This window comes from Kitasatospora sp. NPDC088548 (assembly GCF_044753005.1).
In the GTDB taxonomy this organism is placed as follows: Bacteria; Actinomycetota; Actinomycetes; order Streptomycetales; family Streptomycetaceae; genus Kitasatospora.
In genome coordinates this window covers 113,112-126,876 of record NZ_JBIVMI010000014.1, presented here as the reverse complement: position 1 = coordinate 126,876, position 13,765 = coordinate 113,112, and the positions used below count along the sequence as shown (strand labels likewise).

The 13,765-nt window shown below is 71.4% G+C and carries 11 protein-coding genes and 1 pseudogene; 6 read left to right on the top strand and 6 right to left on the bottom strand.

Annotated features, from left to right (window positions below; genetic code table 11):
• Positions 1–41: 41 nt before the first annotated feature.
• Positions 42–878, bottom strand: a complete 837-nt coding sequence (locus ACIP82_RS19640; protein WP_400654685.1) for a hypothetical protein — start codon at positions 876–878, stop codon at positions 42–44.
• A 151-nt stretch (positions 879–1,029) separates the two neighbouring features.
• Here ACIP82_RS19640 and ACIP82_RS19635 point away from each other — a divergent pair, with 151 nt between their 5' ends.
• From ACIP82_RS19635 to ACIP82_RS19625, 3 genes are all read left to right on the top strand, one after another.
• Positions 1,030–1,389, top strand: coding sequence for a type II toxin-antitoxin system RelE/ParE family toxin (locus ACIP82_RS19635; protein WP_363604885.1), 360 nt, complete (start codon positions 1,030–1,032; stop codon positions 1,387–1,389).
• A gap of 63 nt (positions 1,390–1,452) precedes the next feature.
• The gene (locus ACIP82_RS19630) at positions 1,453–1,863 is read left to right on the top strand and encodes a helix-turn-helix transcriptional regulator (RefSeq protein WP_363604884.1); all 411 of its coding nucleotides are present in this window, start codon (positions 1,453–1,455) and stop codon (positions 1,861–1,863) included.
• A complete protein-coding gene (locus tag ACIP82_RS19625; RefSeq protein WP_400654681.1) occupies positions 1,863–2,306 on the top strand; it encodes a hypothetical protein in 444 nt (147 codons plus the stop codon). Before ACIP82_RS19630 ends, ACIP82_RS19625 begins: the two co-directional genes overlap by 1 nt.
• Before the next feature lie 315 nt (positions 2,307–2,621).
• Here the strand turns inward: ACIP82_RS19625 and ACIP82_RS19620 are convergent, their stop codons facing one another.
• The 4 genes from ACIP82_RS19620 to ACIP82_RS19605 all read right to left on the bottom strand — a co-directional run bounded on the left by ACIP82_RS19620 (position 2,622) and on the right by ACIP82_RS19605 (position 7,431).
• Positions 2,622–3,179: an ATP-binding protein gene (locus ACIP82_RS19620; RefSeq protein WP_400654678.1), complete on the bottom strand. Its 558-nt coding sequence runs from the start codon at positions 3,177–3,179 to the stop codon at positions 2,622–2,624.
• A gap of 149 nt (positions 3,180–3,328) precedes the next feature.
• Positions 3,329–4,543: an Ig-like domain-containing protein gene (locus ACIP82_RS19615; RefSeq protein WP_400654675.1), complete on the bottom strand. Its 1,215-nt coding sequence runs from the start codon at positions 4,541–4,543 to the stop codon at positions 3,329–3,331.
• Between the two features lie 223 nt (positions 4,544–4,766).
• Positions 4,767–5,939 carry an Ig-like domain-containing protein gene (locus tag ACIP82_RS19610; RefSeq protein ID WP_400654785.1) on the bottom strand — a complete coding sequence of 391 codons (1,173 nt, stop codon included), beginning with the start codon at positions 5,937–5,939 and terminating at the stop codon, positions 4,767–4,769.
• 250 nt (positions 5,940–6,189) lie between these two features.
• Entirely contained in the window at positions 6,190–7,431 is a 1,242-nt protein-coding gene (locus tag ACIP82_RS19605; RefSeq protein ID WP_363604878.1) for an Ig-like domain-containing protein, read from the bottom strand.
• Between the two features lie 209 nt (positions 7,432–7,640).
• Between ACIP82_RS19605 and glgX the strand changes: the two genes are divergently transcribed.
• On the top strand, positions 7,641–9,851 hold the full coding sequence (gene glgX, locus ACIP82_RS19600; protein WP_363604876.1) for a glycogen debranching protein GlgX: 2,211 nt from the start codon (positions 7,641–7,643) through the stop codon (positions 9,849–9,851).
• Positions 9,852–9,998: 147 nt separating this feature from the next.
• Here the strand turns inward: glgX and ACIP82_RS19595 are convergent.
• Positions 9,999–10,157: pseudogene (locus ACIP82_RS19595) on the bottom strand (Crp/Fnr family transcriptional regulator); the annotation flags it as partial.
• Positions 10,158–10,493: 336 nt separating this feature from the next.
• Between ACIP82_RS19595 and ACIP82_RS19590 the strand changes: the two are divergent.
• Both ACIP82_RS19590 and ACIP82_RS19585 read left to right on the top strand, forming a co-directional pair.
• Complete coding sequence (locus tag ACIP82_RS19590) at positions 10,494–12,431, top strand: ABC transporter ATP-binding protein (RefSeq protein WP_363604875.1); 1,938 nt, start codon at positions 10,494–10,496, stop codon at positions 12,429–12,431.
• A partial coding sequence (locus tag ACIP82_RS19585; RefSeq protein ID WP_400654671.1) for an ABC transporter ATP-binding protein occupies positions 12,428–13,765 on the top strand: 1,338 nt, incomplete at its 3' end. The genes ACIP82_RS19590 and ACIP82_RS19585, both read left to right, overlap by 4 nt.

Genomic DNA, 13,765 nt, shown 5'->3' with positions numbered 1-13,765 from the left:
CCAGAAGCGCCCCTTCGATCAGCTGCCAGGTGCGGTGGCGCTCATGCCGTGGGCGGCATGTGGACGTTGTCGTACTTCGGGTTCGGTTCCTCCAGCACCGCCTCGGCCGGCACGGGCGCACCGATCTCTCCGGGGCATCCCTGCGGCGGGTAGCCGGGTACGTTGCGGACCTTGTAGTAATCACAGACCAACCGGTACTCGCCCGGACCCCAGGACCCGCCACCGTGCGCCAGCATCCCCCTGTCCCCGCAGGCCGGACACCGGACCTGCGGGTGCACCAGCACCCTGGGCTCGGTGAAGACGTGTGGCAGGCGCCGGCTGACGATCGCCTGCCGCGGCAGGGTCAGGCCGAGGTGCTCGCCCACGATCCGGTACACGTCGGACATCCCCACGCCGGACGCGTCGCCCCTGTGGACACGGTCGGGGGCCTCGACGAATCCGCCCCCGGCGACCAGGCGGCGGGTGAGCGGGTGATCCATCTCCTTCGTCGTGTACTCCCAGAACATCCAAGGGGGTTCCCCGTCCACGCCGACGTTGATGATCGGCGGGTCCATGGTGCTGTCCACGACCTTCACGACGGTGTGCTTCGACCAGAGGTCCCTGCCCGACGCGTATCGGTCGGCGCGGCCGCTGGTCTCGGGTGACTCGATCGCGAACGCCCAGCCGTTACCGGTATCACCCACCATCGCGTAGTCCGGCCCCCGCCACGGCGCGGGCGAGAGTTCCAGCATCTCCTGGGCGGTGTCCGCGTCCATGACGGAGCCCGGCCGCGCGCCCAGGAGGACGGCCAGTTCCTCATGGCTGACGCCCCTCACCATCGTGAGGGAGAAGCCCTCACTGCCCAGTTCGGCATCCATCCATTCGATTCCGTCGCTCATGGCCGAGAACCTAACGGACAGGTGCGACAGGGACCGGGATCTCCTTGACCGCCGAGCAGATACGGCAATGCCGGCGTCGCCGTGTGCACCGGGCACACCCCTAGACTTACCTGACGATCGCATCAGTCGGGGGGCATGGGCGGGGTGGGCGGTGGAGGAGCGAGGGTGGGCCTTCTACGAGGGCGCGGACGGCTCCGCGCCGGTGAACAAGGAGCTTGAGAAGGCCGGGCTCGCCCGGTACGAACTCACCAAGCTCGCCGTCCTGATGGACCGGGTCAAGGCCCGGCAGACCCTGCCGGGCGATGTGAAGAACGTCGGGCACGACCTGCTGGAGGTGCGGCTCACCGGCAACCGCCGCATCTTCCGCCTCCTCTACGCGGAGGAGACGGACGGGCTGGTCCTGCTCGCGCTGTCGTTCTTCCAGAAGACCTCCCGGAAGGCCCCGCCGAACGAGCTGGACACCGCCGAACGACGGCTCAAGGAGTGGCGCAACCGTCGCCCGAAGGAGTGAGCGTCCCGTTCTCGGTATCGGCTTTGGGCGATAATGTTGAAGCACTCGGAGGGGAGGGCGACCATGGCACCCACATTGCATGATCTTCTCGGCATCGATCCGGACGATCCCCGCACCGCAGCCGGCCTGGAGGACGCACAGGCCTACGCCGAGCTGGTGGAGACGCTGGTCGTGGCCCGGACCAAGCGCGGCCTCACCCAACGCGAGGTGGCGCAGCGCATGGGGACGTCCCAGTCCACGGTCTCGGAGTTCGAACGCGTCGGCGGCGACGCCCGCTACTCGACCCTGCAGCGCTACGCCCGGGCCGTCGGCGCCCGGCTGCACAGCATGGTCGACCACACCGGTGCGGACCTCACGCCCGCCTGGAAGCCCGCGCCGGTCGAGGTGCACGTCCAGGTGGCCGTCCGGGGGCGCGGCCACCGGGCCAGGCCGGCGGCCTGGGGCGACGACAGCCAGCGGCCGGTGACGGTCTGATGGCGGGCCTGTCCACCCGGCGGCAGGTGCGGCGCTTCCGGACGTTCGACGAGATCGCGGACGCCACCGAGCTGGAGGAGGTCACCTTCCTGGAGGTGTCGGGCCGCCGCCTGTTCGATCAGCAGGAGCCGCGCGACGAGGCCGACAACCGCACCACGTTCCTGGTGTGGCTGCGGCAGGGCGACGACGGCACCACCCTGGAGGTGCGCTGCCGTCTGGAGCTGGGCAGCGCCCAGGCGGACTTCGCCGTGGACGCGGTGGCCGCGTTCTCCGTCGGCGAGCCGTTCGAGCTGCCGGCCGACCTCCAGCAGCAGTTCGTCGACAAGGTCGGTGTGACGGTGCTCTACCCGTACCTGCGGGAGTCACTGCACAGCACCGCGGCCAAGCTGGGCGTGGACACGCCGATGCTCTCGCTGCGGAACCCGTGGCGCACGATCCAGTAGGCCATTGCCTCGGCACTGTGAATAATCACAGGCGGTGGCGTTAACTCATGCAAATTCCAAAGGTGAACTAGGTTACAAGCCTTTCAATCGAAGCCATCTGGTTTGCCCGCATGCTGAGATCCATGCGATAGTCGGAGCAGTCCAACGGCGGACGACAGTGACCCCGCCCTGGGCGCGAACTACGGCTGGCCCGACCTGGCGCAGCCGTCGCCCATCGCGCGGCACGCACCCCCTTGGCCGGCGCGATGACTTGCAGGGGCCCCCACGCACCGAACCACGGTGACCTCGGGGGCCCCACATGTTTTCCCGGGCGGATCAGTGACGCTCGCGGACCTTCAGTTCGAACCAGACGCTCTTGCCACGCGGCATCAGGTCGGCGCCCCAGCGGTCGGCCAGGTCGTCGACGATTCTGAGGCCGCGCCCGCGCTCGTTGACCGGGCTCGTGTCGGCCAGGATCATGCAGGGCAGCGCTCGCGAGGAGTCCCGTACCTCCACCCGCAGCCAGCCCGGCTTCCGCGCCAGCTGGAGGCCGATCGTCCGGCCCGCCGCGTGCCGCACCGCGTTGGCCACCAGCTCGCTGGTCAGCAGCTCGCCGACCTCCAGCTGCTGGTGGAGCTCCCAGGTCTGCAGCACCGAGAGCACCAGCCGACGGGCCAGCGGACCGGACTCGGGCCTGGACGGGAGCCGCACCTCGCCCGGCCCCGACTCGTCGCTCAGCCGGTCGAAGTACATATGCTCCAGCTCCTTGGAGCTGAGCCTCTCCAGGGCCGCCAGCGCCTCCTGGAAGCACATCCACGATGCCTCGGTGACCAAGCTGGACACCTGAAGTGATGACTGATCTGTTTCGCCCCAACCCGCCATGCGGTCCATCATTGCGGAACGCAAGCGGCCGCGTACGGACAATGAGCAAACGATCACCGCCGCGTCGGCATATGCCGGATGCAACCCGGGCCGGGCCCGCGTCAAGCCCAGGTTGCCGCGAACCCGCTCCTACCAGGCACTCCAGGGCAGGTTCCAACCGCTCAGACCGTTGTCCGGAGCCACCTGGCCGCGCGAGGAATTCTGCAGGTCACGATGTCGCCGACGAGCGAGCCGTCGTAGAACTCGCCCGCCGAGGTCGAACTCCCGCCGCCCTTGACGTCCTTGAGGCCCACGCAGCCGTGGCTGACGTTGTCCTCGCCGAAGGCGTCGCTCCAGTAGTTGCCGTGGACGTACGTACCCGAATCGGTCAGCCGCATCGAGTGCGGCGCCATCAGGTCGTACGGCGCACCGGTCATCCCGGGCAGGGTGCTGGACTGCATCCGCACCACGCCCTCCTTGGACATGACGACCATGGTGCCGTTCCAGGTGGGGTGCTCGGTCGAACCGGAGGTGATGTCCACGACGGAGCTCCGGCCGTCGTGGACCACCGTCATCCGGTGGGTCCTGGCGTCAACCGTCGAAACCTGGGATCGCCCGATCGTGAAGGGCTCGTCCCGGTCCACACCGCCGTACACGCCCGGGGCGATCTCCACGCTCTTCAGCCGGTAGTGGACGGTGACCCTGGTCCCCGGCTTCCAGTACGCCTCGGGGCGGAAGTCCAGCCGGCGGGCGCCGAACCAGTGGCCCTTCACCACGGTGCCGTCGCTGGTCTCGAAGGTGATGCCCTCGGCGACGGCCTCCTTGTTCTTGACGTCCTTGTCGAAGGCCACCGAGACGATCATCCCGACGCCGTAGGTGGCGTCGTTGTCGACGTTGTCGCGCGCCTTGGCCTCCCGCTCCGGCGTCAGCGTGGTGAAGGCGCTGTCCGCCGTGGCGACCACGCCGTCGGCGTCCGCCGCCATCGCGCTCACCTGGTAGCCGGTGCCGACCGCGAGGCCCGCGGCCGGGGTCCAGCTGCCGCCGTCGGCCGCGATGGAGCCGGGTATCTCCTGGCCGCCCCGGTCGCTCACCTTGACGGTGGTGAGCCTGCCGCCCGCCACCGAGACCTTCAGCGCGCCGTTCGGCGCCACGTCCACCGCGCCGTTCCTCGGCTGGATGTCCAGCACCGCCCGCGACACCTTCGGCGTCGCGCCCGCACCCGTCGGGGCGGCGGCCGAGGCGGTCGGCGCGGCCCCCGCGGCCGCGCCGGCCCCCAGCTCGGCCCTGGCCGCGCCGCCGTCCCCACTGCTACCGCTGCCCCCGCCGCCACAGGCGCTGGTCAGCACCATCACCCCGCCGAGCACCCCGGCGGCCACCACCGTGCGTATCGATCTCACTGTCGACTCCTCCCGTGAACCCGCGAACCCGCGGATCCTTGAACCGCGCTGGCCTCCGAACCACGCGGACCCCGACTGATAGATGCCCCGGCACCCGGGAAAGGTTTCGTCGTCCGGGCGGCGATCCGCCCGGAAACGGCGGCCGGCCCGGTCCCCGTAGCGGGGACCGGGCCGGTCGTCGTTCCAGGCCGTGGCTTTACCGGAGCCACCGCCGGGGCAGGGCCTACCAGTTGGCCCAGGTGAGGTTCCAGCCGCTGAGCCCGTTGTCGGGCGCGACCGTCTTCTCCTTGGAGTTCTTGATGGTGACCACGTCGCCGATCATCGAGTCGTTGAAGAACTTGCCCGCCACCGTGTTGTCACCACCGCCCTTGGTGTCCTGCATCGAGACGCAGCCGTGGCTGGCGTTGGTCTTGCCGAACGGGTTCGCCCAGTAGTTGCCGTGGACGAAGGTGCCGGAGGTGGTCAGCCGCATCGCGTGCGGCACGTCCTTGATGTCGTACTCGCCGCCGAGGCCGACGGTCTCCGAGCTCATCCGCGTGACCTTCTCCTTGGACATGACGACCATCGTGCCGTTCCACGACGGGTTCTTCTCGTCCCCGAGGGTCACCGGCACCGTGCTGCTCACGCCGTCCCGGACCACCGTCATCTGGTGGGTGGCGGAGTCCGCGGTGGAGACCTGCGAGCGGCCGATGGTGAACGGCTCGTCCTTGTCCACGTCACCGTAGACGCCCGGCGAGACCTCGACGTTCTTCAGCCGGTACTTGATGGTGACCTTGGTACCCGGCTTCCAGTACTCGGCCGGACGGAAGTCCACCCGGCGGGCGCCGAACCAGTGGCCCTTCACCTCGGTGCCGTCGCTGGTCGCGAAGGTGATGCCCTTGGCGACGGCCTCCTTGTTCTTGACGTCCTTGTTGAAGACCACCGAGACGATCATCCCGACGCCGTAGGTGGCGTTGTCGGTGATGTTGTCGTTGGTGGAGATCTTCTTGTCCGGCGTCAGCGTGGTGAACGAGGTGGTCGACGCGGCCACCAGGCCGTCGGCGTCCTTCGCCTGCGCGTTCACCTTGTACGCCATGCCGACGGCGAGCGCGGCGCTGGGCTTCCAGCCGGTGCCGTCCGCGGTGATCGCCCCCTCGACCGGCTTGCCCTCCTTGTCGGTCACCTCGACCGCGGTGAGCTTGCCGTTCGCCACCGCCACCTGAAGAGCGTTGGTCGGCGCCACGTCCTGGGCACCGTCCTTGGGCTCGACCGTCAGCACCGCGGCGGAGGTCTTCGGCTCGGCCGAGGTCTGCCCCGGCGCCGCCGTCCCACCCGCCGTCGCGGTGTCGTTGCTGCTCCCCTTGTCGCTGCCCTTGTCGTCCGAACAGGCCGCGGTGAGCAACAACACCCCACCCATCATCAGCGCCACCGCACCACGGCGCATTCGACGGCTGGTGATCCCTATCGCGGCATCGGCCGCCCTAACCGGCTTCACGGTCTCTCCCCTCCCGGTGTCCACTCCTGATGGACGCGCGACTACCCGGACGGGTTGCACCTGACCGGCGATCTTTCGCGCCGGTCTTCGGCGCGGCAAGCAGGATAGCCGGGCCATATGAGTGAATCCCGGGCGGAGGCCGGTGAATCACCGGGTTGCCTCTGAGTGAAGATCACCCCGGTGCCAGGGCGCTCCCGGCGAGCCACTGGTCCCAGGGCAGATTCCAGCCGTTGAGGCCGTTCTGCGGCGGGACGACCTCCCCGACGGAGGCCTTCACCTCGATCACGTCCCCGGGAATGGTGTGCTCGAACAGCCAGCCCGCCGGGGTCTCCCTGCTCCCCCCGCCCTTGGCGTCGGCCAGGCCGATGCAGCCGTGGCTGGTGTTGGCGGTGCCGAACACCCTCGGATCGGCCCAGTAGTTGCCGTGCACGAAGGTGCCGGAGGCGGTCAGCCGCATCGCGTGCGGCACGTCCTTGATGTCGTACTCGTCGCCCATCCCGACGCTCTGCGAGTTCATCCTGGTCACCTTGTACTTCTCCGACACCACCAGCGCGCCCCGGTAGGTGGAGTGGTCCGGGCTGCCGCCGGACACCTTCAGCGTCCGCACCACCGTGCCGCCCTGGCCCGCGCGGACGGTGAGGGTGTGCGCGTCCAGGTCCACCGTGCTCACCTGTGCCCGGCCGACGGTGAACACGATGTCCTTGGACTGGGTGCCGAACTCGCCCGGCGCGCCCTGGACGTCCTTCAGCCGCAGCGCCACCGAGACCTTCGTCCCGGCCTCCCAGTACCGCTGCGGACGGAAGTCCAGCCGCCGGTTGCCGAACCAGTGCGCGGCCACCGGCACCGCAGGCTCCGCCGTCACGGCCACCGCCCGCTCCACCGCCGCGCGGTCGGTGATCGGCCGGCTGAAGCTCAGCGAGACCGGCATGCCGACGCCGACCGTGCTGCCGTCCTCCGGGGTGAAGAAGGCCACGAAGGTGTGCGCCCGCGCCACCGTCGAGAACGCCGCGTGCCGGGCCGCCTGCCGGCCCCGCCCGTCCTCGGCCACCGCGTCCAGGGTGAAGGCGGTGGCCAGCGGCAGCGGCCCGTCCGGCAGCCAGGAGGCACCGTCCCCGGAGACCGTCCCGGGCAGCTCCGTGCCCTTGGCGTCGGCCAGCCGGACCGAGACCAGCCGCCCCTGCTCCGCCGTCACCCGGACCGGGCCCTCCGGCGGAACGTCCTGGGCGCCGTCGGCGGGCAGCACGGTGACCACCGCCCTGGAGACGGCCGCCGGCGGCGCATGGCCCGCGGCCACCGCGTCACCGCCGCCCGGTCCCCCGGCCGGGCCGCCCCCGCCGGTGCACCCGGTCAGCACCGCCAGGCAGCAGCCCAGCGCCGCCGCACGCCGTGCCCAAACCCGTACTCCCGGCCGCATTCCAGGGCCTCCCGCCACGTCCGTCCGATACCCCGCACAACGAGGACAATCCCGACAGGACACGCGGAGGCCGCGAAAACCCCACACCCGTGGCCGACGCCGAACGGCCATCCGCCGGTAGGCCACCGTTCAGCGGCTTCCGATCAGCAGGATCAGGGAACAAGGAAGTGAACGGGGTCCGGGACACCCCGCTCAGGGAGGGTACGGCCATGGCGTCAGGGCAGGAGCTGGAAGCCGCAGCACGGCCGCACGGCGGGCCCGCCGCCGAGCCACCGTGGCCGGGCAGCTGGCAACCGCTCGGCGCCCGCTTCCGCACCGACGCCCACGGCCGGCGGGGCACCAACTTCGCGCTCTGGGCGGCCGGCGCCGAGGCCGTCGAGCTCTGCCTCTTCGACGAGGACGGCCAGGAGAGCAGGCACCCGCTCACCGAGCAGAACTTCCAGACCTGGCACGGCTTCCTGCCCGGCGTCCGGCCCGGCACCCGCTACGGCTTCCGCGTCCACGGCCGGTGGGACCCGTGGACCGGCGCCCGGTGGAACCCGGCGAAACTGCTGCTCGACCCGTACGCCCGGGCCATCGACGGCTGTTACACCTCCCACGACTCCGTCTGCGGCGCCGTCCGCAACTGGCCCGAGGCCGACGTGGCGGACACCGTCCGGGACAACCGCGACTCGGCCCGGTACGTGCCCAGGTCCGTGGTCGTCCACGACGACGACGACTGGTACGACGACCACCGGCCCAAGACCCCGTGGGCCGAGACCGTGCTCTACGAACTGCACGTCCGCGGCTTCACCATGCGGCACCCCGGGGTGCCGCCCGAGCTGCGCGGCACCTACGCGGGCCTCGCCCACCCGGCCGCGATCGAGCACCTGACCGGCCTCGGCGTCACCGCCGTCGAGCTGCTGCCCGTCCACCAGCACGCCTCCGAGGACCACCTCCAGGCGCGCGGACTGGTCAACTACTGGGGCTACAACACCATCGGCTACTTCGCCCCGCACGCCGGCTACTCCGCCGCCGGCGGGCGCGGCGGCCAGGTCGGCGAGTTCAAGCGGATGGTGCGCGCGCTGCACGCCGCCGGGATCGAGGTGATCCTCGACGTGGTCTACAACCACACCGCCGAGGGCGCCGAACTCGGCCCCACCCTCTCGCTGCGCGGGATCGACAACTCCGGCTACTACCGCCTCCCGCCGCACCGCGCCCGCGGCTACGCCGACTACACCGGCTGCGGCAACACCCTGGACACCCGGCGGCCCCAGGTGGTCCGGCTGATCACCGACTCGCTGCGCTACTGGGTCACCGAGATGGGCGTGGACGGCTTCCGCTTCGACCTCGCCGCCGCACTCGCCCGGGGCGCCGACGGCGTGGACATGGACCACCCCTTCCTCGCCGCCGTCTCCCAGGACCCGGTCCTCAGCCGGGTCAAGCTGATCGCCGAACCCTGGGACGTCGGAGCGGGCGGCTACCAGGTCGGCAACTTCCCGCCGCTCTGGGCCGAGTGGAACGACAAGTACCGCGACACCGTCCGGGACTTCTGGCGCGGCGCCCGGCCGGACGTCCGCGAACTCGGCTACCGGCTCTCCGGCTCCTCCGACCTCTACCAGCGCGGCGGGCGGCGCCCGTACGCCTCGGTCAACTACATCACCGCCCACGACGGCTTCACCCTGCGCGACCTGGTCTCCTACGACCGCAAGCACAACGAGGCCAACGGCGAGGCCAACCGGGACGGCACCGACGACAACCGCTCCTGGAACCACGGCGCCGAGGGCGAGAGCACCGACCCCGCCGTCACCGCCCTGCGGCAGCGCCAGCTGCGCAATCTGATGGCCACCCTGCTGCTCTCCACCGGTGTCCCGATGATCACCGCCGGGGACGAGTTCGGCCGCACCCAGGGCGGCAACAACAACGCCTACTGCCAGGACAACGAGGTGAGCTGGCTGGACTGGTCGCTGCTGGACGACCCGGCCCCGCGCGAGCTGCGCGAGCTCACCGCCCGGCTCGTCCGGCTGCGCCGGGCCCACCCGGTGCTGCGCCGGCGGGCGTTCTTCTCCGGCCGGGCCCCCGCCCCCGGCGGCCGGCCCGACCTGGCCTGGTTCACTCCGCTGGGCAAGGAGATGACGGAGGCCGACTGGTTCGCCCCGACGGCCTGCCTCGGCATGCTGCTCTCCGGCGCCGCGACGGCCGAACGCGACCCGTCCGGCCGCCCGTTGCAGGACGACAGCTTCCTGCTGCTGCTCAACGCCGGCCCGGAGCCGCTGCCCTTCACCCTGCCCGGCGAGCCCTGGACCGCGCCGCAGACGGCGTACGAGACGGTGCTCGACACCACCGCGGACGCGCCCGCACCCACGTGCCGCCCGCAGGACACCGTGCTGCTGGGCGGGCACTCGCTCCAGCTGCTGCGCACGCCCGCGGCCGGCGACTGATCAGACCTTGTCGGCGACGATCATCAGGTAGTGGAAACTCCCCTCCTTGCAGGTAGTGCCCGTCGATCCGGCTGACCGCCCTGGGCCGCAGACCCATCACGTCGTCGGAACAGCCGGTGACGCAGACGTAGCGGCCGCCGGGCCCCGGGGCAGCATCCGCAGCAGCCGGCGCGAGCCGATCTCCTGCATCTGCGGTACGGACCTGGTCGTGGTGGCGAGATTCTTCGCCGCCTCGGCACTGAGGCTCTGCTGGGTCCGGGCCCGGGGGCCCGCCGCTCCTGGAGCCCGCTCGGTCGTGACCGTCATCGGCCTTCCTTCGTCAGCATAGTGACTTTCCGTCAGAAGTTGTCATCGGGTGGCTGCGGAGTGCACACGAGAGGCGCACGAAGCATGGCGATATGCACCATTCGCCACACGCGCCCCTCAAGGCAGCACGCGCCCCGCCCGTCCGGGTGATTCCGTCCGCCGAGACCGCGCGGGGCCGGTCGGGGCCGGTCGGGGCCCGTCCGGGCCGGGCGGAACCGGGCGGAGCCGGGCAGGCACGCACCCGGATCCGTACGGGTCCGCACAGGTGGCCGGTTCTCGTCGATAGGTCCGAAACCCGGATGAGAAATGACCGGATATCTGCTTACCCTCACCGCGATGGCCGAGAACCTAAACACCCTGCTGCCCGAAGCACCACCACCGCCGGGCCAGCGGCAGGAGGGCCCACCTGGCCTCCAGCCCCAGCAGATCGCACCGACCACACCGACCACACCGACCACCGAGACCGCCGCGCCCGCCGCGCCCGCTCACCGGTCGACGACCCGCTCCCTGCTACGCCTCTGGCCCTACGCCCGGGCGGTCCGCTGGCGGCTGGCCGCCTCGATCACCGCCGCCCTGCTCGCCATGTTCAGCTTGCTTGGCGTCCCGCTGGTGCTCGGCCGGATCGTGGACGGCCCGATCGCCGACCACGACCTCGACGCGCTCTGGCCGCTGGTCGGCCTGCTGCTCGCGCTCGGCCTGGCCGAGGCCGCGCTGTTCTACACCCGCCGGGTGCTCCTGGCCCGCCCGCTGGCCGAGCTGGAGACGGCGATGCGCGGCGACCTCTTCGCCAGGCTCCAGCGGCTGCCGATCTCCTTCCACGACCGTTGGGGCTCCGGTCAGTTGCTCTCCCGGGCCACCTCCGACATGTACACCATGCGGCTGTTCCTGACCTTTCCGCTGGTCTTCCTCATCGTCAACTCGGTGATGTTCCTGGCCGGCACCGCGCTGATGTTCGCCCAGGACTGGCGGCTCGCGCTGATCGTGCTGCTGCCCGCGCTGCCGCTGATCGTGCTGACCCGGCGCTTCGAAGCCGGCTACTCCGGCGCCGCCCGCCTCGCCCAGGACCAGAGCGGCGACCTCGCCACCGTCGTCGAGGAGTCCATCCTCGGCATCCGCATCCTCAAGGCCTTCGGCCGCCACCGCTCGATGACCGAGCGCTTCCACGCGCAGGCCCACGACCTGCGCCGCACCGAGCTGAAGAAGGCCGGTCTGCTGGCCACCCTCTGGGCGGTCGTCGTCGGCCTGCCCGAGCTGGCCCTCGGCTGCGCGCTCGCCGCCGGCGCCTACCTGGTCGCCCACGACGAGCTGAGCGCCGGCGCCCTGGTCGCCTTCCTCTCCACCGCGCTCGCGCAGCGCTGGCCGGTCGAGTCGCTCGGCTGGCTGCTCGCCAGCGCCAACGAGGCCGCCACCGCCACCGACCGCTTCTTCGAGGTGCTGGACGAGCCCGAACCGGCCGACCGGCCCGACCGGCCCGAGCAGGCCGACGCCCCCGGCCGGGAGCCGGGCACCACCGGCGACGGCATCCGGCTCAGCGGCGTCCGCTTCCGCTACCCGGACGCCCCGCCCGACACCCCCGACCTGCTCCAGGGCATCGACCTGCACATCCGCAGCGGCGAGACGATGGCCCTGGTCGGCGCCACCGGCAGCGGCAAGACCACGCTCACCGCGCTGCTCCCCCGTCTGTACGAGGCCACCGCCGGCACCATCACCCTGGACGGCCGCGACATCCGCGAACTGTCCCGGGAGCGGCTGCGCGAACTGGTCTCGGTGGCCTTCGAGGAGCCCACCCTGTTCTCCGCCACCGTCCGGGAGAACGTCCTGATGGGCGCGCCCGGCGCCGACGACGGCCGGCTGGCCGCCGCACTGGCCACCGCCCAGGCCGGCTTCGTCGACAAACTGCCCGACGGAGTGGCGACGGAGGTCGGCGAACAGGGCCTCAGCCTCTCCGGCGGCCAGCGCCAGCGGCTCGCGCTCGCCCGCGCGGTGGTCGGCGACCCGGCCTTCCTGGTGCTGGACGACCCGCTCTCCGCGCTGGACGTGCACACCGAGGCACTGGTCGAACGGGCACTGCGCCAGGTGCTCGGCTCCACCACCGCCCTGGTGGTGGCCCACCGGCCGAGCACCGTCCTGCTCGCCGACCGGGTCGCCGTCCTCGCGGACGGCCGGATCGAGGCCGTCGGCACCCACCACGAGCTGCTGCGCTCCTCGGCGCGCTACCGCGAACTGATGTCGGGCGAGGCCGCCCTCGTACCGAAGGGGAGTCCCGCCCGATGACCACCACGATCGAGCCCACCGAACGGGCCCAGAAGAGCCGGCCGGCCGAGGACGAGCTGCCGCCCCCGGTCGACGAGGAGGACATCCCCGTCCCGCCGGGCGCGCCCCGGGCGCTGCTGCGCTCACTGCTCGGCCCGCACCGGGCCCGGGTCACCATCGCGATGGTGGTGATCCTGGTCCAGCAGGCCGCTCTGCAGTCCGGCCCGCTGCTGGTCGCCATCGCGATGGACCGGGGCGTCCCGGCCCTGCGCGAGCACGACGCCGGCCCGCTGGTCGCGGTGGTCACCGCCTATCTCTCCTGCGCCGTGCTGAGCACCGTGCTGCAGTGGGCGTTCATCAGGATCAGCGCCCGGGTCAACCAGGACATCCTGCTGGACCTGCGCGGCCGGATCTTCCGCCACGCCCAGCGGCTCAGCCTCGACTTCCACGAGCGCTACACCTCGGGCCGGATCATCTCCCGCGCCACCAGCGACGTGGACGCCCTGCGCGAGCTGCTCTCCGAGGGCCTCCAGGAACTGCTGACGGTCTCCCTCTCGGTCTTCTACATCTCGGTGCTGCTGCTGGTGATGGACTGGCAGCTCGGCCTGGTCTCGCTGCTCTCGTTCCTGCCGCTCTGTCTGATCGCCCGCTCGTTCCGGGTCCGCTCGCGCCGGGTCTACCGCCGCTCGCGCACCTCGGCCGCCTCGGTGATCGTGCGCTTCACCGAGACCATGAACGGCATCCGCCCGGTGCAGGCGTTCCGCCGCGAGCGGGCCAACGACGCCGCCTTCGCCGAGGTGAACCGGCAGTCGGCCACCGCCACCGCGGACGGCCTGCTGGAGATCGCCCGCTACGTCGGCCTCTCCCGCACCGTCGCCAACGTCTGGACCGCCGGCGTGGTCCTGCTCGGCGCCTTCCTGGTCACCGACGGCGCGGTGGAGCTGGGCGTGCTCACCGGCTTCGTCCTCTACCTGCACCGGCTCTACGAACCGATCGACCAGCTGGCGATGTTCCTGAACAACTACCAGTCGGCCGCCGCCGCCCTGGAGAAGATCTCCGGCCTGCTCGCCCACGAGCCGACCGTCGCCGAGCCGGCCCAGCCCGTCGAGCTGCCCGCCCTGACGGGCGCGCGAGGCACCCCGCGCCGAGCCGAAGGGCGCGCCGGCGCCGAAAGCGACGAGCGACAAGCGACCGACGGAGGAGGGAGTGCCGGAGCGAGGAACGTCGGCGCCGGATCCGAGCGCCCGGAGGCGAGCACGCGAGGCACCCCGCGCCGAGCCGAAGGGCGCGCCGGCGCCGAAAGCGACGAGCGACAAGCGACCGACGGAGGAGGGAGTGCCGGAGCGAGGAACGTC